Source organism: Serratia sp. J2 (assembly GCF_046269175.1).
GTDB classification, from domain to species: domain Bacteria; phylum Pseudomonadota; class Gammaproteobacteria; order Enterobacterales; family Enterobacteriaceae; genus Chania; species Chania fonticola_C.
Window position 1 is genome coordinate 74,962 of record NZ_JBKABN010000022.1, and the last position, 26,573, is coordinate 101,534.

A 26,573-nucleotide genomic window follows, 5' to 3' on the forward strand; every position below is an offset into this window, starting at 1 on the left:
TTCAGTCATTTCTGTATTGGTGTGTTGCTATAGTGTGTAATACCGCCATAGTCATTAATAATTGAAAAGTCGACACTACCTTCAGATGAAGAGGTTTTCTGGTTCAGCGGGTAGGATTGTGTGGAGAGTGGGGGCAACATTTCAGGGTCGTGTGCATCCACTTTCTGCGTACCATTACGAAATGCCATCTCTGCAAAGGTAATATAATAGGGTGAGGGGTTGGTCACCTGCAACCAGGTTTTCCCTTCTTTATCTACTGTTTTCCATTGTAAGGTAGTCGCTGCCTTTTGAGGTGCAATCGCTAAGTTACTCGGACGATAGAAAACTTTGATACGTGTGCGGATAGCCATCACCAACTTGTTATTATTATCAGCCTTATTGGTCGCAGGTATCTCTTGGGCATTAAAATAGTATACGGCCTCACGGTCTTTGGGCAATGATGCCGGTAAACTGAGTATTTTGACAATTTGCTCCTGACCCGGATCAAGACGGAATATCGAAGGAGTCGCAACAAAGGCTGATTTCTCATCCGAGCGATCAGATTCACCGTTTATCCACACTTGCACAGCATAGTGCCCGGTAGTGACGTTAGTTAGCGTTACATTAGCACTTTTATATTTTTGTTCGTAAATTATACGAGTGTTGTTGATCATTACACCAGCGCTGACATTCTTCATGCCAGCAATATAGGTAAGTAAATATAGTATAATAAATAACTTTTTCTTATTGAATACAGACATATTTCACTCTCTATAAGTTTCTGGTTTTCAATTTATTGATATAAATTTAGTTAATAAATTGATGGAGGGAGTATCTGAGGGTATTCCCCCCCTCAGATACTATGGGCTACTATTTACTTATAAGTGATAATAAAACCTGCTTTAGCATCAGCTTTACCTGCACTTGCTTCGCCAGTTGCAATATAGTTGGCAGTAAACCGAATTGGCTTGGTTAAATCATATTGTTGTGTGGTATCTGCACCGATATCCATAACGTTATCATTTTCATCCATGATTCGAATCGCAACATTTTTTGCCACGCCGTCAACCGGTTTCAATGCAAGATATTGCTGTTTATCACCTGCAGTACCGCTCATGGTTGTGAAACGCACGCTACCTGTTTTCCCTGTTAAATCGCAGTTTTCATCTTGTGCAATACTAAGAACAAATGAAGCACCACCGGCGATGTCATTGGCTTTTTTCAGGCTAGATACCTGCACGGAACCCATATTCACTGTTGTTCCGCCATTACCATCATTAACACTAACGGCGCAAGTGTTGCTGTTAATATCCCCAATAAATTCGATAGTACCATCAATTGCCATGGAATACGCAGAGAATAAGCCCAGAGAAATTGCCAATGCTGCGGATGGGATAGTTTTCATTTCATAGTCCTTTAGTTTAACGCTTAAATAAGTGGTGTTTTTAATTACACCAGAAATGTCTGCATGCTTGGCTCGCTGATAACTAGAGGTGCTTGCTTGACGAGATGAATGATACAGCCCCGACATCTCAAATCAATATATAGCCACATCTGTATAATTATAGGATTATATTCTGAATAATAAGAGTTATGAAGTTTTTTGTTCTTTACTGGTCTGTGTCGTGTAAGATTCATTTATATATTTCTGACGATAATGATTCTTATTTACCAATTGGTATCAATGCATCAGATGATTCTTGGTAATTTTATCAATATGGAAAGAGACTATTCCTAGATTCACCAGCCTGTAAATCTCGTTGTTCAGACCAGGATAGCTGTGCTGATTTGATGGTGTAACTGCACAAGTAGGGGGTTTTTGTGTGGAAAGTATCTTAGTTATTCTATTAACTGAAGTCTCTGTTACTAGTGGGGAATAGCCTTGTTACGAAGGATGAAATCAATCAGTAAGATGAAAATTACGGCGAATATCGTATTACTTATTTACGAGAGGATATCAAAATGCTCGCGTATGCTCTTGAAGAAGGTATTCCTGTGATGGATTACTTCGTAGGGGGGCCTGCGCAGGGTAAATAAAGGAGTGCTATGGTTTTGTCTATATGGATCATGATGATCAGGGGGATGGCACTTTAGCCAGAGCTACAAAGAGATCGTTTTACTGGTATCAGAAGGTGATCGCCAGTAATGGTTAGGATTAAAGTTAGTAAATTGGCACCGAAGTACCCATTTGACGGTTGATAAACCTCATCCGGCCCTTTGTTATCAAATCTCTCACCTGCTTTTCAGCTATTTTGAAACGAGGAGAAACGAGGCCGTACAATGTCCAACCGAAGAAGGTGGCAATAGCCCCACTTCATTGCTTCTTCACCGGAGCTATATAGTGCATAGAAGCTATACCGAGTACCAATCACGGGTCGTGACGCAGACTTGCTGATCGTGTATGTTCTGCACTTTGGATGTAACCCATGGCAAAATTTGACGTCGTCTGCCCGCAGTGCAATAAAACCCATGGTGTACGATGTAACAGACATTCAGTATCCGATGCCCAACGTTACATCTGCAAGCACTGCTCAAAGACCTTTCAGCTCAACTTTAGCTACTCTGGTGCTAAACCGGACACACACCAAACCATTGTTAATATAGCGATGAACGGTTCCGGATGCCGTCATACCACACGGGTTCTCGGCATCAGCCTCAATACGATTCTGCGACACTTAAAAAATTCGCCAAAACAAGTAACTGAGAATATCGCCCCAAAGCGGAAGTCGTTATTTGCTGTGAAGCTGATGAATAGTGGTCTTACGTACGGTGTATAGGCAATCCCCGATGGCTGTTCTGCGATTATAACCGTATCCGCAAACGTGCTCTTACCCACGTCTTCGGTCCGAGAAATGCATCGAGCCTGCAACGATCACTGGCCCTGCTAAGCAAATTTAATATTACCTTTTATATGACAGATGCCTGGCCGGTTTTAGGGTACCGTTAAGCGCAACAAGCCACGTGGTGAACAAAAAACATACCTAACGGATAGAACGACATAATCTTCATACACATATCAAAAGACTGACCTGAAAAACAATTTGCTTTTCGAAGCCAAAGGAAATGTACGATAAGGTCATCGGTTGGTATCGGACTATTCATCACTATCAATAAGTCTGCGTCACGACCCGTACAATGCAGAAATGGCGAACAAGTTCGCCATTAAAATTATATTTTTAAAACGCTAACAGTGGTTAGGCGTACCATTTAGCCCAAGACGCAGCCGTTTCCTTAGCACCACCACCAATATACTCAATCCAAGTGAAAAAGGATTCTTGCAAAGAAGGCGCTGTTGCTACAACGTAACGCCAGTCACGGCTAGTATCTAATGCAATTGCTAAGTCTTTCAGCTTATCGAAACCCTCAGTAACAATTTTGAGTACATCAGGTGATGTATAATCCAGTCGATTAGCACCGGATACACATTTGATTTCGGCTTGGTTCATTTCACGTAAGCTCATATCAATTCCTTGATTCAATAGCATGCAGGAAAATTATAATGCTCATGGAACATTACAAAACGAGATAAAAATATTAACAGAAAAAGAACTATGCTGATATAATATGTTTGTCCATAAATCAGTCCCGTCAGCGTTATTAAATATCACATCGGACATTATGGGGTTATTTGAAAATTTCGACCTGATGGAATTTACTCCAACCTTAAAAGTACATTGCAGCACTAAAATAAAATTATTAAAATAAGCTATATAACAACAATTTAGTTCATCAACCCTCAGCCTATTGGGTGTAAAGACCGGGGACATGATAGACTGACCCTGACCCAAAATCCTGCTCCATTCAGAAACAGAATTCCGGCATGATAAACACTCCCCTGAACGGAGGTGGTGCCGATGAAAAAGTCACGATTCACCGAAGAGCAGATTGTCTTTGCCCTGAAGAAGGCTGAGCTGGGTTCGTCCGTGCCGGATGTCTGCCGCAAGCTGGGTATCTCCGATGCCACGTTTTACACCTGGCGTAAGAAATACGGCGGAATTTCCCCTTCTGAACTCAAACACATGCGGCAATTGGAAGAGGAAAATCTGCGGCTGAAGAGGCTGGTTGCCGATCTGAGCCTCGACAAGGCGATGCTGCAGGACGTGCTGGCAAAAAAGAGCTGACGCTGGCTCGTCTACGGGAATGGGTCAGGGATTTACAGGCCCGATATGGTGCCAGCGAAAGGCAAATCTGTTTTGCGCTACGGCTCAGCCGCAGTTCGTTCAGATATCGTTCAGTTGCTGCCGATGACAGCGCACTGCGCCTGCGCCTGCGTATACGTGAGATCACTGAAACGCGAATTCACTACGGATATCGCCGGGTACTCGTGATGCTCAGGCAGGAAGTCTGGCGTGATAACCACAAACGGATCTACCGGCTTTACAGCGAACAGGGGCTGTCACTGCGTCTCAAACGTCCACGGCGCAATAAATCCGCACAGCGCCGACAACCGCAGCCTCCGGGTCTGTATCCGAATCACGTCTGGGGCATGGATTTTGTCTCTGATGCGCTGTTTGACGGGAGGCGACTGCGCCTGCTGACGGTTATCGACCTTTACACCCGCGAATGCCTGGGGATCTGCGTGGGGCAGAATCTGCGTTCAACAGAAGTGGCAGAAATGCTGAACAGCATAGCGCTCAGGCGTCCTTTACCGCAGTTGCTGAAAACCGATAATAGTTCTGAATTTGCAGTAAAAATGCTGGACAGGTGGGTGTATGAAAGAGGGATAAGGATCGACTTCTCACGCCCGGGAACACCGACGGACAATGCTACGGTCGAGTCCTTCAACGGCAGGTTGCGGCAGGAATGCCTGAACGAGAACTGGTTCATGTCTCTGGAGGATGCACGGTGCAAAATCGAGGCCTGGCGCATACACTATAACCAGAGTCGTCCCCATTCTGCACTGGGCTGGATGACACCTTCTGAATTTGCCGGTTGCCAGAATATGCAGCCAGAATGAAGCCGGTTATTCCTGATTATGAATGGATCACATACGGGGAGCGGGTCACCAGTCTGCATATACCCCAATCATCGCCATCGTTAACTCCCTTTGATTGACTTCTTCAATGGTTTCAGCCAGGGCTGCCAGATCGGCCGACGTTGTGCCTGTCGCTTTGTGGGCCGTATTGTTTGCTACGGAGCCAGCTTTTGTTGTTGTAGCTGCCTGCTTATCTGATCCTTCGTACCTGTAGGCAGCCTCAGAGCGCGGCTTTTTGTCTACCGGTGCTTTATTGGGTTTTGCCTAGGAAGTGAAAACGATGTCCTTCTTTATCAGCCGGGAATCCTGAAGTTGGCGGCCTAGTTGATCTTCGGCTGCCAACTTATTCAGATCGTTTTCAAGCCCTAACACCTGCATGACAGATAGATATGCACCTATCGTCACGCCTGTTCCACCGGCTTCAAGCGAACGTAGCGTCATTGGCGACATACCCGCACGTTCTGCTACCTGTTTGGCCGTCAGCTTGCGCCGAAGACGCGCAAGCTTCAGCCGCTCGCCAAAATCAGTCAGCAACTGGTTAGTTGTAGGAAGTAATGGTGCTGTTTTTTTCGCCATAATATCAATATTTCATCTTTTTAGTACAGATTACACCATAATATTAGCATAATTTTGATATGAAGCAGCAGGGGGATGATGTGTGATGCTAATATTTTTACTAAAAAATGGTTTAAAGAGCCAGAATATTAGCACTTTTGAAACTGCTTCGAAGGAGGGAAGGGGATTTGTACGTATTCACTAGCCTCGTATCTGCATCGTCCATTTATGCAACGTCTGTGTTACCTGGGCTCTTATGTTCCTTGCAGATAGCCTACTCATACTAAAAGCACTCCGCTGAACCTCTGGGGCGTCTAGCTTAAGGTTTTGCCCGCTTTCCAGCTTAGCCAGCAAGGATTATCATACTATCGAGACTACAGATCTAGAGAGTGTGCTATGCAACATATTATTGAAGGTTTTCTCAGTTTCCAGAAAGAGATTTTCCCGCAGCGTAAGGAACTCTTCCGCAGCCTGGCCTCCAGCCAGAACCCTAAAGCGCTTTTTATTTCGTGTTCTGACAGCCGCCTGGTACCCGAGCTGGTGACCCAGCAAGAGCCGGGGCAGCTTTTCGTTATCCGTAACGCTGGCAACATCGTCCCTTCCTTTGGCCCGGAGCCGGGTGGGGTGTCGGCGACCATCGAATACGCGGTTGTGGCGCTAGGCGTTACTGACATAGTGATCTGCGGCCACTCGAACTGTGGTGCCATGAAGGCTATAGCTTCTTGCCAGTGCCTTGACCCGATGCCTGCTGTTGCCCACTGGCTGCACTATGCGGACGCGGCAAAAGCGGTGGTAGAGAAGAAAACCTGGGATAGCGAAATCGACAAAGTTAACGCTATGGTTGAAGAGAACGTGATAGCCCAGCTCAACAATATCAAGACTCATCCGTCCGTTGCCGTTGGTCTGCGCGACAACGCCCTGCGCCTGCACGGCTGGGTGTACGACATCGAAAGTGGCGAGATCCGCACGCTGGATAAAAATACCAAGAATTTCGTTTCGCTGGCGGATAACCCCGAGGTCTACTTCGAGTAAAAGATGCTTGCTTTTGGCCATGATACTGAATCCACGTTTCGACGTGGATTTTTTTAGGGTTAGATCTAATTAGTTGAATATAATTAATAATGTTCGCTTTTGATACTCACTAAAAACCTTAGCAGATTTCCTCGATATGGAGCTGTCCCTTATACACAACTCGGCATCTTGCTGTTTTTTATAGGAGTGACTTTAAACTTGTCAATTTGCCGCCCGAAAAATTCTCTTTAAAATCAGCCTGCTGTGTTTCTAAAATTACGGCCATTTGACCGCAATTTAAGATGGGTACAAGAGACAGTAATATGGAGAGGGGATGGAAAATTCATGTTCAATTTACTTTTCTTGGCTAGTGACGGGTTAAACCGCCCTGCAGCATCCAATGGAATAACTCACTAGTGCGTCTGAAATTCAATTTTTTCATTGCCGCGCGTTTGTGCGAGCTTATGGTCTTCTCCTTGATACCCATGCAACGTGCAACGCTGGCATGCGCTTTACCCTGCTTAAGATGATGTAGCACTTCTTGCTCACGCCGTGTGAGTGGCTCGTGGAGACAGACTTTTGCTGTTTGCTGCTTGTCTTCGGGCGGCGGTTGTTGTGAAAGCAGGATGTTCTCAATGAGGTGTAAAACGGTGCTCACCGATTGGTGCCGGTATAAGATATTGGACGTTGCCACACCACGGTATAAGTGCTGTAGATGAGCATCTTTTCTATCTGCTATAGCAAAATAAAGCGTCGGGCTACAGTCCTCGGAGGAGGCGGCTGGGGCAATGAATGTGCCGCAGCGAATGGCCTGAAAGATAATATCAGCAGTTATTCCATTCGAAGGGCCGGTATAAAAGCGGATCTTTTTATTTTTAAAATAGTTGGATAGGGCCATAACGAGTCCTGCAATGAAAAAATTATCATCGTCTATGATGCGGATGGTCAATGTTTCCATCATCATGGCATTGTTCGTGCTGTTCATGTTCTCTTCGTCCTGGTTTACGCTTCTTGGTTTAAGTCATCAATTTTTTGACGTCACGACTCTTGGCTTTTATCTGCACGCGTATCGACTGATTCCGGTATTACAGTGCGGGTTACGATATTAATCACCAGATAAAAGCCGGCTATGTAGCGGCAGCAATAGGCTAACCAACAAGATGCTCTGCATTCAAGTTAATGACTTTTAATCGCTGTATCTGGTTAAATGATTTGCCTAGTGGTGATTTATCAGTTTTTTATCCTGCAACTTGAGCTGGAGACTAGCGTATTAGGCGGTGTTAACTGGAGTGATCCTCAATTAACTTTAGCGGGATGGTATTAATAAAGGCTTAATCAGTGAGTGAAAGATGATTAAGCCTTTTGGTTAAGTTAATCCAATGTTCTAGCACAAACAAAGTGGGGGTTGGTTAACCCTTTAATAAGATATGCATTATTATTTAAATTCTTCGTCTCCATATAGAATGCGACGCCTGGTGCTTCTGGCAACACGTATTCTTGCCAGATTTCGTCTGGTACATTATCTATAGGATGGCGCTCTTCCCGGATAATCATGGCTTTGGAAAAGCCTTTAAATTCGGATTGCTTCATGGTGACAAAAACTCGCCTGGAAAATATATAATTTTTCCCTTCTCCTTTGAGGGAACCCACCGTGAGCGCCTCACTGCTGCCTTCATGGGCAGTGATGATGCTAATATCAAGATTGAGTTCAAGTTTCTTGCCATCCTTTGTCGCTATGTGCGAACTCAAATGAGTATCACAGCGAAACGGTTTCCAGTGCGAGCGGTTGAAATAGTGATAAACGCCACTCAGGATGACAATAACGATGACAAGGCTGGTCAGACCGATAATAATTCTGTTCATGTGAGCCTACTCAACCTGTTTGAAGTTGTTGCAGTTTTTATAGTTTATATCGTTATTCTTGGTGCAAACCGACATAAAATGAACCTTAAGGAATTCGTTGGTAGGACGTGCTTCCATATAATAGATGTCAAGATCGGTCTGCGCACAATCGATCCCTTCATTGGCCAGCATTTTTCGCGCATGTTCAGATTGCACGGGGTCATGCTTACCTTCATTCAAGGTATAGATATGGCATTTATCCAGGATCCCGATGAGCGCAGGCTGTTCATTCTTGCTTAGGGTCACCCATGCCGCCGCCGCCGCGGTGACGCACAGAACAAAGAGAAGAGACAATGCCAGAGTTTTCATTCTGCGTAATGGCTTTTTTGAGCTTGTGTTCACACCGGCCGCTACGACGTTATCCACTGCTGCCGGTTGACTCGACGGCTGAAGTTCAATGTGTTCAGTAGAAGCCAATTCTTTGGGGGGCTTGGTTTCTGGATGGATTTCCGCATCCAATTTAAAGCCTATGCGCGGTACCGTGATCAGAATGTCTTTACTCATCCCAAGTGCCTCAAAGGCTTTTCTCAACTCGCTGATATGGTTGCTCAAGGTGGCGCCGGACGGAGAAAACCCAAAATCCTCCCAGACATGCTTGAGCAGAATTTCACGCGTCAATTCAGTTTTATTATTCTTTATCAACTCGCTTAACAATCTTGTCGCCGGGTTAGATAACCCTACCGTTAGTTGGGTATTATTCCTCAGCATTAATAATCGACTTTCCGGATCGAAAATCAGTGTTAGATTTATTATGTATTTCATGCGGATACCTATTTGATTCTGGTGTACAAACATCAAAATATTCAATACTAAGATTAGTCTTGAAACAAGATTAGTAGAATCTAGGGTAGGTCAGTACTGGCAGTCAACTCCTTTTGAGGAAATTATTTTCCGCCTGAAACAGGGTTGAAATTAAAGGAGTTTTAGTTTTTAACGGGTCGCCATTCCTTAGTTTTATATGCTGATATATTGGTTAATTTTATTTAATTTCAGAGTTTTCATCCAATTTTTTGCTATTAATTAGATTTTTTAGCTTTTTAATTTTTTGGGATATATCATATTTCCAGTTGCCGGTAGCTATGACATGGCATGCAGAAGAGAGGCGTAAACCTCTCTTCCATGTGCCGGTTGTGTGAACCTGAATAATTGGCGACTTCACACAAATGGGAATGGACCCTTTAAAGGATAAAGTTGAAATGAAATTGAATAAAATCATGATGGCCGCAGTTTTGGCATTCGGTACTATTTCTGGTGCACAGGCTGCAGATGAAGGACATGGTAAAGTTACCTTCACTGGCTCTATTATTGATGCACCTTGCTCAATTGATCCCAAGTCTGTTGATCAGACCGTTGATCTGGGCGCAGTGTCGAACGTTTCCCTGCTGAATGGTGGTAACTCTGACCCGAAGCCGTTTGAAATTCGCCTGGAAAAATGCAGCCTGGACACCGCTAAAACAGTGACCACTACTTTTGATGGTGCGGCTGGCAAAAATGGCCTGTTGGGTATGACCGGTGATGCCAAAGGCGCCAGCATTGCAATTACCGATGGCAGCAATAACCTGATTGCACTGGGTAAACCAAGCGCGGGTCAACTGATCAGCGCCGGTGCTTCTGAAGCGACTTTGGCCTTCAGCGCTTATCTGAAAGGCGACGGCGGCGATGATAAATCTATCGTTCCGGGTAAATTCCAGAGCGTGGCCAACTTCATTCTGAACTACAAATAATTTGGCTTGTTGACAGGATTAATCATGTATGCGGGCCGTGCCCCGCATACATTCTTGCCAGAATGACTCGTGGGAGAATGATGAGATGAAACAGCCAGAAATGCTTTATTCGGCGTTTTGCCTGTTAATGCTGTTACCAATGCAAAGCAGCCTGGCTGCGGCGGGTTGGGGGCGGGTTAACATGCAAGGCGCCGTAATTGAAACGGCCTGCGCCATTGATACCAATAGCCGCGATCAGACTATTGATATGTCAGTAGCACCATTGAGCCAAATTATACGCGATGGGCAAGGCGCTATTCGCCCATTCAGTATTCGCCTGGTTAATTGTGTGTTAGGACGCATTGATGAAAATTTAGCGAAGTGGCAACGCTTTCAGGTGACATTCGATGGGCGGGTGGATAATGGATTATTCGGTGTCGATGGGCAAGCTCGCGGCGTTGCGTTACAGCTTAGCGACAGCGAGGGAAATATCGTATCACCTGGCAATCCAACGCCGTTGCTTGATATTACCGAAGGTGACAGAGCACTAAATTATTCGCTGCGGCTGGTCAGCAATCAACAGCAATTACGCAGTGGAGAATACACCTCAACCATTAGGTTTAAAATGGACTATTACTGATTGGATGATAATAACGTGGAAAAACGTTAGGTTTTAAATCACCAGATGTGCCTGTCACTTATTTCCTGTTCGTGGAAATACAAAGTTTTTCATTGATAGCGCTGGCGTAAAAATAAGAAGAAAGGGATTGATGAGCATGATAATGCCGAGCTGGAATTTATTACCCTTCCGCCCTCGTGCAGTAGGGATTTGTATTGCCTGCGCGTTGGGTCTTTTTGGGTATTACGCCAGTGCGGAAGAGGTGCAGTTCAATACCGACGTTCTGGATGTAAAAGATCGCGAAAATATTGATCTGGGCCAGTTCTCGCGTGGCGGATATATCATGCCGGGCGATTATATGATGTTGGTCCGCGTTAATAAGCAGGAGCTGCCTGAGCAAACCGTTACTTTTTACCCGGCGGAGCAGGACGCTGACGATAGCGCCGCGTGCATCAGCCCGGCAATGGTAGAACAGTTCGGCTTAAAACCGGACGTGAAAGAAAAACTGACCTGGTGGCATCAAGGTGAGTGTCTGTCGGTGGATAGCCTGCCGGGCACGTCGGCGCGTGCCGATTTGGGCAGCGCCAGCCTCACTGTTAGCTTGCCTCAGGCCTATCTGGAATATGCCGCCGACAACTGGGATCCGCCGTCGCGTTGGGATGAGGGCGTGCCAGGGTTGCTGTTGGATTATTACCTCAACGCGCAGGCCCAACGGCAACAGCAGCGGGGGCAGCAGGGATATAACCTCAGCGGCAACGGCACGGTGGGGGCCAATCTGGGTGCCTGGCGGCTGCGGGCAGACTGGCAAACGCGGCTGGATCATCAAACCGGTCGCGGGCAGCCGACGCAGCAGAGCTGGGACTGGAGCCGTTATTACGCCTATCGCGCGGTCCCGCGTTTGGGGGCCAAGCTGTCGGTCGGGGAGAACTTCCTGTATTCCGACATTTTTGACAGTTTCCGGTTTACCGGTGCCAGCCTGATCAGCGACGACAGTATGTTGCCGCCGAACCTGCGCGGTTACGCTCCGGAGATCACCGGGGTAGCACGCACCAACGCCAAGGTGGTGGTTAGCCAGCAGGGGCGTGTGCTGTATGAAACCCAGGTTGCGTCCGGCCCGTTCCGCATTCAGGACATCAATGATGCGGTCTCTGGGCAGTTGGATGTGCGGGTTGAAGAACAAGACGGCAGCGTACAGGAATTCCGCCTCGATACCGCCAGCATCCCGTATCTAACCCGGCCGGGGACGGTGCGCTACAAACTGGCGAGCGGCCGCCCCTCGGACTGGAAACACAATACCAACGGGCCGCTGTTTGCGACCGGCGAGTTTTCCTGGGGCGTCAGCAATGGCTGGTCACTGTACGGCGGCGGCGTAGCGGGCGGTGATTACAACGCCCTGGCGGTCGGTATCGGGCGGGATCTGATGATGTTCGGTGCACTGTCGTTTGATGTGACCCAGTCGCGGGCGCGTTTGGCGCAGTTGGAAGACGCCACCCTAACAGGTGGTTCTTATCGGCTGAGCTACTCGAAAAACTTCGATGAGTACGACAGCCAGGTGACCTTTGCCGGCTACCGCTTCTCGGAGCGGAACTACATGTCGATGAGTGAATTCCTGGATGCGCGCACCTATGGCACGCGCAACCAGAACAGCAAGGAGATGTACACCATCAGCTTCAGCCAGCACTTACGCGATCTCGGATTAAGTGCCTACCTGAACTACAACCATCAGACTTACTGGGACAGCGCAGCCAACGATCGTTACACCCTGACGCTGTCACGTAATTTTGATATCGGCCGGTTCAGGAACCTGAGCCTGTCACTGACGGGGTATCGCAATAAGTATAACGGCGTCAATGACGACGGCATGTACCTCTCGCTGTCGATGCCGTGGGGGAGCAACGGCTCGGTCAGCTACAGCGGCAGCTATGACCGTAACGACAACACCCATCAGGTGGGGTACTACGATCGGCTGGAAAACGGCGATAGCTATCAGCTGGGCAGCGGCATCTCACGCAACGGTGCATTGGCGAGCGCTTATTACACCCATCAGGGCGATATGGCGCAGGTAAATGCCAATGCCAGCTACCAGGAAGGGCGTTATTCGTCGGCCGGGATATCGCTGCAAGGGGGGGCGACCGCCACCGTGAAAGGTGCGGCGCTGCACAGGTCAGGGATGATGGGTGGCACCCGCATGATGGTGGACACCGGCGGCGTGGCGGATATTCCTATTGGCGGCTATGGCGCGGTGACGCGCACCAACCGCTTCGGCAAGGCGGTGGTGACGGATGTCAGCAGTTATTACCGCAACCGGATCAGCATTGATGTTAACAAGCTGCCGGAGAATGCCGAAGCGACGCGTTCAGTGGTGCAGGCCACCCTGACCGAAGGGGCGATTGGTTATCGCCGATTTGAAGTGATCGCCGGTGAGAAAGCGATGGCGGTGATCCGCCTGGCGGACGGTTCGACGCCGCCGTTTGGCGCCACGGTGAAAAACCGCAAACAGCAGGATGTGGGCATTGTTAACGATGGTGGCAGCCTGTACCTGAGCGGCATTAACCCGAATGAGGAGATGACCGTGCGATGGGACGGGCGGGCGCAGTGTGCGCTGACATTGCCGGAGCACATTCCGCAAGACGATTTGGCCAACCTGTTGTTGCCGTGCCGCCTGCTGCCGGCGGAGACGGCGGAATAACGACGGAAACGTATTTAGCCATAGTGGCAGGCCGGAGCTGTTTCTCCCCCTCCCCGGCTTTTTTATTGAATTTAAAGAAAGTGAGTAATTAATGATGAACCTAATGAGTCAATCCCTTTATTCGTTGGCGGGCAGCTTGCTGGCCGGGGTGTTGGGCCTTCAGCAGGCCCAGGCCGCGATAGCGCTGGATCGTACCCGGGTGGTGTTTAACGGTGGTGAAAAATCGACCAGCCTGACCATCAGCAACGAAAACAAGCAGTTGCCATACCTGGCGCAAGGCTGGGTGGAAGATGCGCAGGGCAATAAAATCACTACGCCTTTGACGGTGTTACCGCCGTTACAGCGCCTGGAGCCGGGGGCAAAAAGCCAGATCAAGGTGCAGGCCTTACCGGCCGCCAACCTGTTGGTGCAGGATCGCGAGACGCTGTTCTATTTCAACCTGCGTGAGATCCCGCCAAAGAGTGAAAAGCCCAACACGCTACAACTGGCGTTGCAAACGCGGATCAAACTGTTTTACCGGCCAAAAGCACTGAGCAATACCGAAGGTGCGGCCCCTTGGCAGGAGCAGCTAACGCTGACCAGGCAGGGCGACAAATACCAGGTGAACAACCCAACGCCGTATTACATCACCATTGTGGATGCTAGCAGTAAACCGGGGAGCGCCAGCGCCAAGGGCTTTGAACCGGTGATGGTGGCGCCAAAAGGCAAAGAGATGTTGAACGTCGGCGTGGCAGCGCTGGGCAATGCGCCGGTACTGACTTATGTCAATGACTACGGCGGCCGTCCGCAATTGCAGTTCAACTGCGGTGGCGCCGAATGCAAGGCCAAGCCCGTCAAACCAAGCTGATAACCGGGTGTAGAGAGGGAACTGAACATGCAGCAGCAAAAACAACGGAACGGCTTCCTGTCTTGCCCTGAGCGGCAATATCTGTTGGCCAGGGTGGCTGCGGCACTGATGGTGCCAGTGGTGATTGGCAGCATGTTGGCGCTGATGCCTGAGGCCGGCGCGGCGGATAACTGGAACGTTGACGGTGCTAACGGGGTGTTGCATGTGCGTGGTGCGCTGACCGAAAGCGCCTGCCGCCTGGAGATGACCTCGGCTTATCAGGATGTGTGGTTGGGGGAAACCGGCACCGCCCGGTTGGCGCAGATTGGCGCACAGGGCACGCCGGTGGCGGTGCGGTTGCGCTTGCAGGATTGCCTGCGTACCCCGGCGAACAACCGCGATGAGCGCAATGGCAATCTGTTGTGGAGTGCTCACCAACCGGCGGTGTCGCTGAGTTTTGTTGCCCCGGCGGATGCGGATAACCCGCAGTTAATCGCGGTGCGCGGGGCATCCGGCGTGGCGTTGCGCATGGTGGACCAACTCGGCAGGGATATCCGCCTGGGGAGCCGAGGTGCGCCGTTGATGCTGGCTGTAGGGCAGGATCAACTGGACTATGTCGTAAAGCTGGAGCGCACCCGAACGCCGTTGCAGGCGGGGGCCTATTCGGCCCATGTGGATTTCAGGCTCAATTATGACTAAGGCGGGTGATGTGGAGACAACGATGTTATGCAGGCTGGGGCTGGCGTTGTCTGCGGCGTGCCTGGCGCTGATGGCCTGGGGCGGAGGTTTCCCGGCCATGGCGAAAACGGCTACCGCCACGGTGACCGTCAAAATCACGTTGACGGCACCGCCATGTGACGTCAACGACAACAAGCTGATTGAAGTGAACTTCGGCAACGACGTGATGACCACCCGTGTGGACGGCGAGTACAAAAAAATGCCGATCAACTACACGCTGAAATGCCAGGGTGGTGCGTCAAATGCGGTGCGGATGCGGATTGATGGTCAGGGGGCGGCGTTTGACGCAGGGGTATTGAAAACCAACAAGACGGATTTTGGCATTGCGCTGCTGAACAACGGCAAGCAGCTGCCGATCAACGGCTGGTTGAATTTTACTTATCCTGATCAGCCAACGCTTGAGGCGGTGCCGGTGAAGCGCAGCGGTGCCAGGCTGAGCGGCGGGGCGTTTTCCGCTGGCGCGACGATGAAGGTGGAATACCGATGAAAGGTTATTCAGGCATGGTCTTGCTGCTGGCCTGCGGAGCACTGAGCACCCCAGGGCTGGCGGCGGAGAACATGAAGTTCTACGGCACCCTGGTTGAGCCCCCGGCTTGTACCATTAATAACGGTGGCAATGTTGATGTCGATTTCGGAAACCGGGTCGGGGTTAAAAAGGTGGATGGGGTGAACTATTTGCAGCCGATGAATTACCAGATTAGCTGCGTTCCCGATGCCAATGCCTGGCGGATGACGCTGGAAATTGCCGGGAAAGTGGCGACTTACGACAAGGCGGGCGTCATCACCAATATCACCGATCTGGCGATCCAGATCAGGCAAAACGGCGTTCCCTTCGAGCTGAACAAGCCGATAGCCATCAACCCAACTAACCCGCCACAACTGGAAGCGGTGCCGGTGAAGCGGCCAGGATCGACGTTAAAAGAAGGGGCGTTCGAGGCCACGGCTACCCTGAAGGCGGTTTACCAATGAACGGATGTGGGCAACAGCTTAATGCAGTGCTGATCGCCGGGGTTCTGGCGTTTAGCGGGCAAGTGCAGGCCGACAACGTTCGCCTGCATGGTGCACTGGTCGCCGAACCCTGCGTGATTGCGCCGGGGGACGAGAACGTGCGCCTGGATTTTGGCACGGTGATCGACAAATACCTTTACGCCAATGAACGCACCCACGGGCAGGCGTTCGATATTCGCCTGGGGGAGTGCGATCTGAGCCTGGGGAAAACGGTCAAAGTGACCTTCAGCGGCACGGAAAACCCGAGCCTTAAGGGGCTGCTGGCGATTGACGGCGGCAGCAAGGCCTCCGGCATCGCAATCGGTATGGAAACCCAGGGCGGCCAACCTTTGCCGTTGAACAAGGCCGGTGAGGGATACCGGCTGATTGCTGGCAATAACACCCTGACGGTGCTGGCCTATGTGCAGGGGGAGCCAGAGGCGATTGCCCAGCGGCGAATAGTGCGCGGGCCGTTTAGCGCTATTGCCACCTTTAGACTGGAATATGAGTAAGGCGGCATCCGACTGGCTGGCAGCCGCGGCGCTGTGTTAAGCAACTGCACCATTATTTCAATCTGGCGGGCTTTGAAACGCACCCGGATAAAACCCAATTGGGAAGAATTGAACAAGGCTTTGACTGGCTGGGCGTGTGGTTTACCCCTGAGGGAACCGCAATAGCGCCCCGCGCATTAGAAAATCACCGAATAAAGCGCCTGCGGCTTTACGAGCAGGCCCGTCGGCGGGGGCTGTCAATCGCAGACTCCGAGGCGCGGCTGCGGGCGTATGAGGCACGGTGGAATATATGGGTATTGGCTATGATTCGCCGATTCGCCTTTTGAACGACCTGGGACTGCTTAATGAAACTACACAGAACTACGCTACTAATTATTGCGACCTCGATCTCTAGTTACACCTCAAATACATCGGCCTTGCAAGTGGAAGGACTGTACTCCGTCTCTCCACAGCCATATGTGACCGTATCACTTGAAAACGATACATGGGGGTGGATGTCACTCAATTGGCGTGACGGTAATTGCCTCATTAGCGTGTCCCTATGGGATCGGCATTTGGACCACCCCGAGCACCGTTACGTACTCTCCGGATATGCCGGTACCGGAGGATATACTCAGTGGGATACGTGCTTCGGCCTCCCGTATCCTGGGCTCTATGGAGCCAAGAAACCTGATCTGATCTCCCGTGTACAACGCATACAAGTTCCTTATCATGAAAGTCGCCGGGTCACGGGTGGGGCTAGCTGTTCAGGAACCTTTAGCCTGCAATATGACAGCACTTGGCAACGGGCTGGGTGGCAATTCATGACCTCTTATCAGGGCAGTGGATGTCGAGAGATCACACCTCCGGTGACGTGTTCCATAGAGTCTCCTCGGATGATCGAACATACGACGACTACCACCGGGAGTGTCGTGTCGCGCGCTCATGGTGTTGCAAACGTTCGGTGCAGCGGGAAGGCATCTGTGTCCTTGACTACACCTTCAGGTATAGCGTTGTACAATGGGAAGGATACAGTCGACTCACGGTTGTATGTACAACGTGAGGGCACGACAAATGTGACCGTATCCGTTGACCCGACTGCAGTAATCGATCTACTAAGCACCATCGACAGTATCCAACCATCTGCTGGATCGTACTCCGGGTCGGGGGTTATCGTGGCCACATGGGAGTGACCATCACCGGGGGCTACGGGGATTAATGCTATTGGCCTCATGATAACTGCCCTCCCTCCAACGACTCGGGATCCTGTTGAACCGAACAAATTCCTGGATGGGAACACACTGCTATTGGTACCGTATCTCCATCTAAGTCGTGAACAACGGGTATAAACGTCCCTTTCATAGGCTGGGTAAACGCGATCGGGGGGAATTCTTCCCGGGAACCCAAACTTGTTTGGGGGAACGATGACCCGTCTTGTGTTTGAACTGCTCGTCGTCGTTCTCTTTGGCATGGCACTGGAGGTGAACCGCGGGGATCTTCTCGCAGAATAAATTTGGAACGATAATCGATCATCTGATGGCCAGTGGATCCTTGTTGCGCTCTGCTGTCACCACTACTGTCATCTAATCCTTGGTGCCTGCGCCAGTTTTAAAACTGGCTCAGGTCAGTTTTTTGTGTCCGTGCTTCAAGTTTTCACCTGTGGGTGAACAGAAGTACACAGTGAAAAGCTCCATAAAATAATTTTAATTTATTGAAATAAAATGATTTTTATCTTTTCGAGTCGGGTGAAAGGTTTTCCTATAGATCTTTCTTAGTCAATCAATAGCGCACGTTTATTTCGTTTTGCTGGCGGATAACCCCGAGGTCTACTTCGAGTAAAAGATGCTTGTCCTTGGCTAGGCAATTGAATCCACGTTCCGGCGTGGATTTTTTTAGGGGTAGATCTATTCATACACCTCGTTAAGGCTTTGCTCCTACGTTTCGTTCGACTTCCTGCCTATCGTATAGCCGATGTTATCTGCAGTGTTATCACAGTGTTGGATGGCGTGCTGAGCATGCCAGCTGTTATGAGTGGGGCTGCCTGGCTATGACTAGCACAACCCCTGAAAGGGATAGGGGGCAGAAAACTCGGAGCCTTCTGCCTGGCGTCCTTATCTGCTATATTCGGCAAGGTAGAAATTATTTAAGCAATCGGGGGCAGGTCGTTAATGGAAAACGAAGAACATATTAGTAACATTATCAAAACGCACCTCGAAGCGACATTAAACGATCTCGGGGAATTCATCTGGGCGTATGTGGTGTTATCGAAAAAAGATATGTCCTGTATCTTTGGGGTAACCAACTATCCGGGGGAATGGGTAGAGCATTATAAAGCCAATGGTTTACAGTATACCGATCCGGTGGTGATCACCGCGCTAAACCGGTTAACGCCATTTTCCTGGGATGAAAATCTGATGACAGGAGGCGGTTTTCATTTTTCCGAACTCTTCGAGCGGGCCAGGAAATTTGGGCTGAATAACGGCTATACGTTTGTATTGCATGATTATAATAATAACCTGGTCACCTTATCTTTTATTCTTGCTCCTGAAACCAGAGCGGAATTAACCCAAACGCTGATCAAGAATAAAGGTGATATTTCTGTTTTACTGGCGTCAGTGCATGAGATCTACCTAACCTTGAATTCGTTGTCGGAAAAAAACGCCTCTCGCTCGGAAAAAAGCGCCCAATTTACCGAACGGGAAAACGAAATCCTCTACTGGGCCAGCGTGGGCAAAACCTATCAGGAGACGGGGATGATCCTCGGGATCACTACGCGTACGGTCAAGTTTCATATGTCCAACATCGTCAAAAAGCTGGGAGTCGCAAATGCCCGGCATGCAATACGTCTAGGTGTGGAACTTCAACTGATTAAACCGGTTAGTTGATTACAAAGAAGGCTCAGCCGCCAACGGCCAGTCGTTCAACTTGGTTTCGTCCGCTGCGCTGTGCTTGCTGAATATCTTGGCTTTTAGCTTCCTCTGGCTCTCAGAGTCGACATGGCCGAGCAACAGATAGACCGGCTCATCTTTCTCGGAAACACCGGTTTCCAACACGGTGACATTCCAGCCCGAGGTTCTGATGATATGCATCATCGCATGGCTGGCAACGGCAAGAATGCCATCATAATGATGTTGTTGCGCATAGTTAATCAGTGAGAGAAACAAAGCCATAGTAACAGGGAACTTACGGCCTAACAGCGAGTGGGTTCTTTCTTTATCCACGAAGAAACGCGTGGATTCAATGTAGTTGCCTTCTGGAATGTTGACATTGTTAAAGAATGAGGAAAATGTACTGTTCAACATATTATTGTATTTCATATCTATCATCCTGGTTCCACATATAATCATGCCGTTCTCCACGCCAAAAATATAGTTGGTCTTGTCATTGTCAAACTGATCGACCTCCTTGCCATCCGAACAGTCGACTGCCCATTGCAGTCTGTCTTTAAAGGTATTTTTTCTTAACATAAAGAGATCTTCAGATTTCTCATTGCTCATTGAAGCATAGTTAACGCTGTAAATATTAAACATAATGTCACCTGTGAATGAATATATAGAGATAAGTTCATCCGGTAACATCAGTGAAGTTTCATTAAGAGCATGCCGGTACAGAGGAATGATAATGCTTTTTAATAGATTTACGTAACCTTATTATAGGAATTAACTGGTTTTTAGCCGGTGCTGGGAAAGGTGTTTTAGGCGGCACTCCGGGCTTAAAAGTGATATGTTTCTTAGCGCATGCGAAACGGAGGGATCTGCAAGCACCGGCAACTTTTACCCATTTTTTACATCTTTATACAGATAACAGACAACTCGCTGGCCGAGACGGGCAAGAATGGATGCGATTCTTTTGACAAGGAGCTTCACCATGGATCTGAAATGTATTTTTGCGTTATTCACCCTGTCTGTGCTGCCCTGGAGTGCTAGCGCAGCCCCGGCGGCCCCCAAGGTCGTCGTCAAGTCTGAAGTTGCCTCGCCCGTGGTGTTGGAAAATACCCAGGATAAAAACTACCTGAAAATCTCGTTGGTGGGCTATCCGCTGCCGCAGGAAAAACGTAGCCCGATCAATCTGGCGTTGGTCATCGACCGCTCCACCTCAATGAGTGGCGATCGCATCGAAAACGCCAGAAAGGCGGCGATCGCCGCTGTTAACATGCTTAACGGTAATGACACGCTTTCGGTCGTTGCCTATGACTCCGGGGTTGAGGTGGTGATCCCGGCGACCAAGGTCAAAGATACCAAAGAACTGATTAATAAAATTAACAAAAGTATTGAACCGCGTGGGATGACGGCGCTGTTTGCCGGGGTGAGCAAGGGTATCGATCAGGTGAGCAAGCATCTGGATAAAGAGCAGGTTAATCGCATTGTTCTGCTTTCCGACGGGCAGGCTAACGTTGGGCCAACCTCCAACAGTGAGCTAGCCGAGCTGGCTAAACTGGCGGCCAAGAAAGGTATCGCCATTACCACCATCGGCATTGGTGATGGTTATAACGAAGATCTGATGACCACCATTGCTGGCTATAGCGATGGCAACCATGCCTTTGTTGAGCAATCCAGCGATTTGGAAAAGACCTTCGCCCACGAGTTTAACGACGCCATGTCCGTGGTGGCACAGGATGTGGTGGTGGTGATCAAAACCGCCGATAAGGTTACGCCGGTTCGCCTGCTGGGGCGTGATGGCAGCATCAGCGGCAATACGGTCACCGTAAAACTGAACCAGCTGTATTCCAATCAGGAAAAATATGTTCTGCTGGAAGTGATCCCGGCCAAGGGCAGCAACGCCCAGAGCAAACCGCTAGCCGATGTTAACGTGCGTTACGCCAACCTGAGTACCAAGCAGGTCGATACCTTCAATGAAAAGGTGGTGGTACGTTATAGCCAGTCCGCTAAGGACGTGAGCGCCGCGCAGGTTGATGAGGTGTTGGTGGATTCGGCCATTCAGAAGGCAGCGATTGAAAATGAGCGCGCGGTAGAGCTGATGGATGCAGGCAAAATGGAAGAGGCCAAGCAGGTATTTAGCGCTAATGCGGCAGCCTTGGAAAGCCTACCCGTCAGTGCCGCCCCAGCCAGACAAAAAGCCGAAGCCAGCGCGCAGAAGAACAAAGACCTGATGGGTAAAATGGAAAGCGACAGCAAGGAATCAACCCGTAAGGCAGTGAAAGAACAGAACTACAACATCAAAACCCAGAAGAACCAGTAGCAGGGAGCCAAATGAGCCAGCGTACTTCCAGAAGTTTGACGGTTTTTATCATCATCACCGTGGCGGTCTTCAGCCTGATCGCCTATCTGGGAGTGCGCACCCTCGAGCACGAAGTGTTGCTACGCCATTACCAATCCCAGACCATGGCACAAACGCGCGCCGTTCAGGCCAGCGACAGCGTTATGGATATTCTGCGGCAGAAAGCGACGCGGCTGGACGCGATCACCGACTACATTCAACCCAACGAACAGGCGCTCAAGGAGCTGGTCGAGAAAGATCACGACATTGATGGCGTGTTTGTCCTGCAGAAAAATCGGTTGTTGTACCCCAACGAAAACGGCCCGCTGAGCCAAAAAGAACTCGCCTGGGTTCAGGCCATCACGCCGCTGGTGAACGATCCTTCTTTGCTTTACGGCCACAGCGTAAAAAGCGAAATGGCTGTCCCACAATCCGGCTGGTACATCACCGGCGAGGTGCAGGAGCCGTTGCTAATCTACTGGCGTACGATTGGCAGCGATACCATCGGATTTCGGGTTCCTTATATCAAGCTGTTGTCGGACGTGATTAATACGGTCAACGTCGATTTTGGTAGCGACACGCTGGTGCTGGTAGAGAACGGACGCCTGCTGTACCAAAGCAACCCATACGTCACCCTAGGAAACCTGCAACCCCTAGCCGAGCAAAGCCTGCCTTATCCACTTACTGGCTGGCAGGTGAGCTATTACGGCAAAGCGGTCAGCACTACGGCGGTCTACCTGTGGGGCGGGGCGTTTATCCTGCTAATGTTGGCCATCATGGGTTTGATCATTTTCCGCCTTTACCGGGAATACACCCAGACGGCACGGCTGGCGCGCCAGCAGGTGGGTTTTGTCAGCCAGGTGTCCCACGAGCTGAAAACGCCGCTGACCAATATCACGCTGTATGCCGAGTTGCTGAAAGAGGAGCTGGACGAACAGCACGATGAAGGGTTGCGCTATCTGGACGTGATTATCGGTGAGAGCCAGCGCTTATCGCGCCTGATCCAGAACATTTTGAGTTTTACCCGTGAACCGAAGCTGCACTTTCAGCCTATCGATCTCAACCCGCTGCTGACGAAGATTGCGCAGACCTTCATGCCGTCATATCAGGCCAAGGGGATGGCGATCTCACTCTCGTTAGGCGAAAGCGTGGTGGTGCAGAGTGATATCGATCGCCTGACGCAGATTATCAATAACCTGCTGAGCAACGCAGAGAAGTACGCCACGGCCGGTAAACAGGTCGATATGCTGGTGGCGTGCAGTGCAGATCATGTCGATATTCACGTGCGGGATTATGGTGCCGGTATCGCCGAGAAAGAGCTCAGGATGATCTTCCTGCCCTTTTACCGGGTGAAGTCAGGCATTACCGAGGGCGTTTCGGGCACCGGCATTGGCCTGACGATTGCCCAGCAGCTGGCGCACAGCCTGGGCGGGGAGATCCTGGTTGCACCGCAGTCGCCTGGGGTGCGCTTCACCTTGCGGCTGGCGCGCGCAATACCATCAAATAACTGACGACATCAAATGGGCTACTGCACCTGATTCTGGCACCGTACCCGCTCCCTCTCCCTGTGGGAGAGGGTTGGGGTGAGGGGAAAACACAGCACCGCAGGCGATAATCGAACATCACCGCTAATAGCATCAACCACAGGGAGTCATGATGAAAATACTGGTCGTTGAAGACGATACGAACATTCGCCAGGGATTGGTAGAAGCGCTCTCCCGCGAGGGTTACAGCCTGATCGCTGCAGAGAATGGCAAAGTGGCGCTGGAGATGTATCAGCAGGAAAAACCGGATTTTATCATCCTCGATATCATGATGCCGGAGCTGGATGGTTACGCGGTATGCCGAGAGATCCGCAAACAGGATGAGCAGCTCCCGATTATCTTTTTATCTGCCAAGGATGAAGAGATCGACCGGGTGGTCGGGTTGGAACTGGGGGCAGATGATTACATCAGCAAGCCGTTTGGCATTCACGAGATCCGCGCCAGGATCAAAACTATCGCCAGGCGTTGCCTGCGTAGCAAAACCGCGCAGCCAGATGCCAGTTTTTGCTTTGGTGATTTAACCGTTTACCCGAATGAGCTGTGCGCTCTGCGACAAGCGGCGCGGCTGGAGCTTTCACTGCGCGAGGTGAAAATCCTGGAGTGCCTCTATCAGCACAAGAACAAGGTCGTCACGCGTGAGATGCTGTTCGATGCTGCCTGGGGTTATGATTTCCTGCCCAATAGCCGCACGTTGGACCAGCATATCTCCAAGCTGCGCAAGACCATTGAGCTTGATGCGAATAGTCCGTTGCTGATCCGCACCGTGCATGGGATGGGGTATCGGTATTTGGGTTAGGAGTGGGGGCAGATTATCAGATGCTGAAGGTGAGATAATTAGGTGGCCCATGATCCGGCAGGTGATAAAGAAGCATAAAGAGTAGCCGACGGACGACTCAGCACTAAGGCCGTTTATCTGACGAACAAGTCGCCGTCGAAAAAATGAAGTATGCCGATCTAGAACTGGCTGTTGGCAATGAGCCGCTTTATTATCGAATTCGGTGGCCGTCTAAACGATCACCTTTAGCAACTCCCAACTTTGTCCGGAAAACCAGCCCAGACTGAGTTGCTTCCAATCGTCTTCAATCAGCATTTACACTTCCTCTCCCTCAGTTAGCAGCCCACTTTGCTTAAGTTTAATAGCCAGTTCTGCCAGAGGTTGTTTCAGTGCATTTTCCAGTCGGGACATATGCTCGATCATCCAGTCAATAATCGTGGGCCATTGTTCTTTGTCCATCCCATCGAAAGCTTTGGAAAAGGCAATCTGGCAACTTTTTCGCTCTGGCAGTGGACGCCATTCTAGCTCTGCACCAAAAACACTCTCGATTTGTTCTTTTTGTTCGAACATGCGATCAAATAGCCAAGTATTTTCCAACGCATCGCCACGAGATAAATTCAGTTGCACTCGGACGACTTTTTGAGAAAAAATAAGCTCGAAAGGTACACCGCTTAGGCCAGAGCCAGCAGCCAGCCAATGATCGGTTGATGGAGCTCGATTATTAAAGAGATCACAGCGGCTACTGCGTAATTTCTCCAGAGCCTGCGTCCAGAATTCACGGCGCAGATAGTGGCGTTGTTGCAATTCGTTGCTACTTGAGGTGGATTGTTCCTCTGCTTCCTTTTGTGCCATACCGATCATGTAAGATTCGGCTTCGGGGGTAGGAATAACTTGGCGAATATCAACAAATACGTCGTCATTAAAGCGGTACGGTGTGACCTTAAAGCACTGAGCACGAATACCAAATTGCATTAACCAAAGCGCGGTATTGGTAACCTCTTTACGAAAATTGGCCGCAACCATGATGACTCGTTGTGTGCCCTTACGGTTCAGCACACCGTCCTTAAGGTTTTCCCACCCCATAAATTCAGCAATCACTTCTGCCGCACTGCGCTTTTCATCGGGTTCATATTGTTCAAGATAAAGCTGGAAAATTTCAACTACGCTTTCCTGACGTAGATTGGCACAGTAACCAGCATATTTCAGAGCCTGCCAAACCACATCTCGGCCAGAGTCATCGAGTTTGTTCTCGATAATAACTAGATTACCTTTTTTGTCGATAGCTAGAAGATCTAGGCGTTCTTTGGTATCGTCAAATCCGGCAAACTCTTTTTGGATAATCAGCAGTTCATCGTCAAAATCCTCTTTTTTGGTCAACGCTTGAGGATTTTTAGCAAGCCATTCTTGTAGGTGATAGCGTTCGGTAAAACCAAGGCTGCTAAACGAGACTTCCAGGAGTGAGTGCAAGCTGTTTGTAGGTCGATCAATTTTATACATTTTCCAACTCTCTTACTGTCTGTTCTGCTTCCGGCAAGGTTATTTTTCCCGAGAGAAGCTTGGGGAGAAAGGGCCGACATCCATGTTGACGCGTAGCTTGTCAGCCGCCTTTCAAAATTTGTCATCCAGCTCGTTCAAAAAAGCTGCTCATTGTTGTTCATGAAAATCCTTAAATCAGAACTGTTAAAAAAATCAACTATTTTGGAATGTATCGAAAAATTATAACTACAAGGAAAGTAATCATAAACGATAAAAAAAATTAAAACTATTCTCAACACATATATAGAAATAATAGAGTTTCATCATCCCTTAAATACCTGCCCCCGGTGCCACTCCACAAACCTATCCAAAGGATAATGTTCGGCACTCTTGGGAAGCCAAATCGCCTTGCCGGCAAAATCCCAGAACAGCCGCTTGACCATCCGGCTGCCGTTTACGCCTTCTGAAACCAGCAGTTTCATGCTGTCATCAAGCCCGATCGCCCCCATATCAAATGCGGAGTGGTGCAACGAGCACAGTGCTAATCCGTTGGTCACGGTGCAGGGGCCGCCGTGCATCTTCCATTTGATATGGGCTGCTTCTAAACCAACGGACGTACTGTCGTGCCGCAGGTTGTAGCCACATACTGCGCATTGATAGTTATAGGCGCGTAAGATCGTTTGCCGGAATGCTGGGTCACGTGCTTTACGTATTCCATCAAGCTGAAAATCCAGGCGATTGGCTATCAACTCTTGAACGCTGTCGGGGAAATGCTCACACAGAATTTGCTGTGCAAGCTTGTCTATCAGAGCGGGTTGGCTTCGTAGCAACTGATAGCTTTCTTCGTCGAAGCCACCGCTGACGCCATGTTCAATAATCTCCCGCTTCGGCGGTTCTTTGCTGCCTTTCTGCGGGCTACAAAGCTCTGTATTCTGCAATTCCCAGAACCCGTCGCCGCGTAAACGCCAAAACGGCATGGTGGGGTAATGGTCGCGCCGCTGCGGGCCAAAGCTATTGAGTAATTCCAATAGAGGTGCATGGATCTCTTCGCCGTAATTGAACAGCCGCTCATGCCCTTGCTGATAT

At 49.6% G+C, this 26,573-nt stretch carries 24 protein-coding genes and 4 pseudogenes; 17 read left to right on the top strand and 11 right to left on the bottom strand.

Going from position 1 to position 26,573, the window contains the following annotated elements; genetic code table 11:
* Positions 1-5: 5 nt before the first annotated feature.
* Positions 6-740 (bottom strand): molecular chaperone, encoded by a 735-nt coding sequence (locus tag ACKWMY_RS20660; RefSeq protein WP_409486964.1) that lies wholly within the window; start codon positions 738-740, stop codon positions 6-8.
* Between the two features lie 113 nt (positions 741-853).
* Positions 854-1,384: a fimbrial protein gene (locus tag ACKWMY_RS20665; protein WP_409486965.1), complete on the bottom strand. Its 531-nt coding sequence runs from the start codon at positions 1,382-1,384 to the stop codon at positions 854-856.
* A gap of 628 nt (positions 1,385-2,012) precedes the next feature.
* Between ACKWMY_RS20665 and ACKWMY_RS20670 the strand changes: the two genes are divergently transcribed.
* Positions 2,013-2,132 (top strand): family 1 glycosylhydrolase, encoded by a 120-nt coding sequence (locus ACKWMY_RS20670; RefSeq protein WP_409486977.1) that lies wholly within the window; start codon positions 2,013-2,015, stop codon positions 2,130-2,132.
* An 8-nt stretch (positions 2,133-2,140) separates the two neighbouring features.
* On the opposite strand, the pseudogene ACKWMY_RS20675 reads toward ACKWMY_RS20670, so the two are convergent.
* Positions 2,141-2,348, bottom strand: a pseudogene (locus tag ACKWMY_RS20675) (hypothetical protein); the annotation flags it as partial.
* Between the two features lie 57 nt (positions 2,349-2,405).
* Here ACKWMY_RS20675 and ACKWMY_RS20680 point away from each other — a divergent pair.
* Positions 2,406-3,093, top strand: a pseudogene (locus tag ACKWMY_RS20680) (IS1 family transposase).
* Between the two features lie 80 nt (positions 3,094-3,173).
* Here ACKWMY_RS20680 and ACKWMY_RS20685 read toward each other — a convergent pair.
* On the bottom strand, positions 3,174-3,440 hold the full coding sequence (locus tag ACKWMY_RS20685) for a hypothetical protein (protein ID WP_409486966.1): 267 nt from the start codon (positions 3,438-3,440) through the stop codon (positions 3,174-3,176).
* Between the two features lie 393 nt (positions 3,441-3,833).
* On the opposite strand from ACKWMY_RS20685, the gene ACKWMY_RS20690 reads away from it, so the two are divergent.
* Positions 3,834-4,936 (top strand): IS3 family transposase gene (locus tag ACKWMY_RS20690; protein WP_409486967.1). Its coding sequence is split into 2 segments (ribosomal slippage): positions 3,834-4,095 and positions 4,095-4,936, totalling 1,104 coding nucleotides; the frame shifts between segments, so codons are not numbered across the junction.
* Positions 4,937-5,235: 299 nt separating this feature from the next.
* Here ACKWMY_RS20690 and ACKWMY_RS20695 read toward each other — a convergent pair.
* Positions 5,236-5,530, bottom strand: a pseudogene (locus ACKWMY_RS20695) (helix-turn-helix domain-containing protein); the annotation flags it as partial.
* A 375-nt stretch (positions 5,531-5,905) separates the two neighbouring features.
* On the opposite strand from ACKWMY_RS20695, the gene ACKWMY_RS20700 reads away from it, so the two are divergent.
* Positions 5,906-6,541: a carbonic anhydrase gene (locus tag ACKWMY_RS20700; protein ID WP_024530881.1), complete on the top strand. Its 636-nt coding sequence runs from the start codon at positions 5,906-5,908 to the stop codon at positions 6,539-6,541.
* Between the two features lie 346 nt (positions 6,542-6,887).
* Here ACKWMY_RS20700 and ACKWMY_RS20705 read toward each other — a convergent pair whose 3' ends face one another.
* The 3 genes from ACKWMY_RS20705 to ACKWMY_RS20715 form a co-directional block, all read right to left on the bottom strand.
* Positions 6,888-7,505 carry a response regulator transcription factor gene (locus ACKWMY_RS20705; RefSeq protein ID WP_409486968.1) on the bottom strand — a complete coding sequence of 206 codons (618 nt, stop codon included), beginning with the start codon at positions 7,503-7,505 and terminating at the stop codon, positions 6,888-6,890.
* 386 nt (positions 7,506-7,891) lie between these two features.
* Positions 7,892-8,383 (bottom strand): FidL-like protein, encoded by a 492-nt coding sequence (locus ACKWMY_RS20710; RefSeq protein WP_409486969.1) that lies wholly within the window; start codon positions 8,381-8,383, stop codon positions 7,892-7,894.
* Between the two features lie 6 nt (positions 8,384-8,389).
* Positions 8,390-9,184, bottom strand: coding sequence for a transcriptional regulator (locus ACKWMY_RS20715; protein WP_065684354.1), 795 nt, complete (start codon positions 9,182-9,184; stop codon positions 8,390-8,392).
* 434 nt (positions 9,185-9,618) lie between these two features.
* Between ACKWMY_RS20715 and ACKWMY_RS20720 the strand changes: the two genes are divergently transcribed.
* The 9 genes from ACKWMY_RS20720 to ACKWMY_RS20760 all read left to right on the top strand — a co-directional run bounded on the left by ACKWMY_RS20720 (position 9,619) and on the right by ACKWMY_RS20760 (position 19,360).
* Positions 9,619-10,146 carry a fimbrial protein gene (locus ACKWMY_RS20720; RefSeq protein ID WP_074028399.1) on the top strand — a complete coding sequence of 176 codons (528 nt, stop codon included), beginning with the start codon at positions 9,619-9,621 and terminating at the stop codon, positions 10,144-10,146.
* Between the two features lie 85 nt (positions 10,147-10,231).
* Entirely contained in the window at positions 10,232-10,765 is a 534-nt protein-coding gene (locus ACKWMY_RS20725) for a fimbrial protein (RefSeq protein WP_196062174.1), read from the top strand.
* A gap of 136 nt (positions 10,766-10,901) precedes the next feature.
* Positions 10,902-13,433 carry an outer membrane usher protein gene (locus ACKWMY_RS20730; RefSeq protein ID WP_308872725.1) on the top strand — a complete coding sequence of 844 codons (2,532 nt, stop codon included), beginning with the start codon at positions 10,902-10,904 and terminating at the stop codon, positions 13,431-13,433.
* A 103-nt stretch (positions 13,434-13,536) separates the two neighbouring features.
* On the top strand, positions 13,537-14,280 hold the full coding sequence (locus ACKWMY_RS20735) for a fimbria/pilus periplasmic chaperone (protein WP_275505122.1): 744 nt from the start codon (positions 13,537-13,539) through the stop codon (positions 14,278-14,280).
* A 27-nt stretch (positions 14,281-14,307) separates the two neighbouring features.
* Positions 14,308-14,958 (top strand): fimbrial protein, encoded by a 651-nt coding sequence (locus ACKWMY_RS20740; protein ID WP_409486970.1) that lies wholly within the window; start codon positions 14,308-14,310, stop codon positions 14,956-14,958.
* A gap of 22 nt (positions 14,959-14,980) precedes the next feature.
* Positions 14,981-15,484 carry a fimbrial protein gene (locus ACKWMY_RS20745; RefSeq protein WP_409486971.1) on the top strand — a complete coding sequence of 168 codons (504 nt, stop codon included), beginning with the start codon at positions 14,981-14,983 and terminating at the stop codon, positions 15,482-15,484.
* Positions 15,481-15,966 (top strand): fimbrial protein, encoded by a 486-nt coding sequence (locus ACKWMY_RS20750; RefSeq protein WP_074028403.1) that lies wholly within the window; start codon positions 15,481-15,483, stop codon positions 15,964-15,966. Before ACKWMY_RS20745 ends, ACKWMY_RS20750 begins: the two co-directional genes overlap by 4 nt.
* On the top strand, positions 15,963-16,496 hold the full coding sequence (locus tag ACKWMY_RS20755) for a fimbrial protein (protein ID WP_199062461.1): 534 nt from the start codon (positions 15,963-15,965) through the stop codon (positions 16,494-16,496). Before ACKWMY_RS20750 ends, ACKWMY_RS20755 begins: the two co-directional genes overlap by 4 nt.
* A 2,147-nt stretch (positions 16,497-18,643) precedes the next feature.
* Positions 18,644-19,360: a helix-turn-helix transcriptional regulator gene (locus tag ACKWMY_RS20760; protein WP_021179139.1), complete on the top strand. Its 717-nt coding sequence runs from the start codon at positions 18,644-18,646 to the stop codon at positions 19,358-19,360.
* Here the strand turns inward: ACKWMY_RS20760 and ACKWMY_RS20765 are convergent, their stop codons facing one another.
* Positions 19,361-20,005, bottom strand: a complete 645-nt coding sequence (locus tag ACKWMY_RS20765; RefSeq protein ID WP_409486972.1) for an acyl-homoserine-lactone synthase — start codon at positions 20,003-20,005, stop codon at positions 19,361-19,363.
* Positions 20,006-20,342: 337 nt separating this feature from the next.
* Here ACKWMY_RS20765 and ACKWMY_RS20770 point away from each other — a divergent pair, with 337 nt between their 5' ends.
* The 4 genes and pseudogenes from ACKWMY_RS20770 to ACKWMY_RS20785 form a co-directional block, all read left to right on the top strand.
* Entirely contained in the window at positions 20,343-21,674 is a 1,332-nt protein-coding gene (locus tag ACKWMY_RS20770) for a vWA domain-containing protein (protein WP_098928907.1), read from the top strand.
* An 11-nt stretch (positions 21,675-21,685) separates the two neighbouring features.
* Positions 21,686-23,203 (top strand): sensor histidine kinase, encoded by a 1,518-nt coding sequence (locus ACKWMY_RS20775; protein ID WP_409486973.1) that lies wholly within the window; start codon positions 21,686-21,688, stop codon positions 23,201-23,203.
* Positions 23,204-23,348: 145 nt separating this feature from the next.
* Entirely contained in the window at positions 23,349-24,032 is a 684-nt protein-coding gene (locus ACKWMY_RS20780; RefSeq protein WP_409486978.1) for a response regulator transcription factor, read from the top strand.
* A 49-nt stretch (positions 24,033-24,081) separates the two neighbouring features.
* Positions 24,082-24,260, top strand: a pseudogene (locus ACKWMY_RS20785) (IS256 family transposase); the annotation flags it as partial.
* A gap of 66 nt (positions 24,261-24,326) precedes the next feature.
* Here ACKWMY_RS20785 and ACKWMY_RS20790 read toward each other — a convergent pair.
* Positions 24,327-25,508 carry a DUF4268 domain-containing protein gene (locus ACKWMY_RS20790; RefSeq protein WP_024530876.1) on the bottom strand — a complete coding sequence of 394 codons (1,182 nt, stop codon included), beginning with the start codon at positions 25,506-25,508 and terminating at the stop codon, positions 24,327-24,329.
* Between the two features lie 302 nt (positions 25,509-25,810).
* Positions 25,811-26,573: phosphorothioated DNA-binding restriction endonuclease (locus ACKWMY_RS20795; protein ID WP_409486974.1), on the bottom strand; the 763-nt coding region annotated here is incomplete at its 5' end.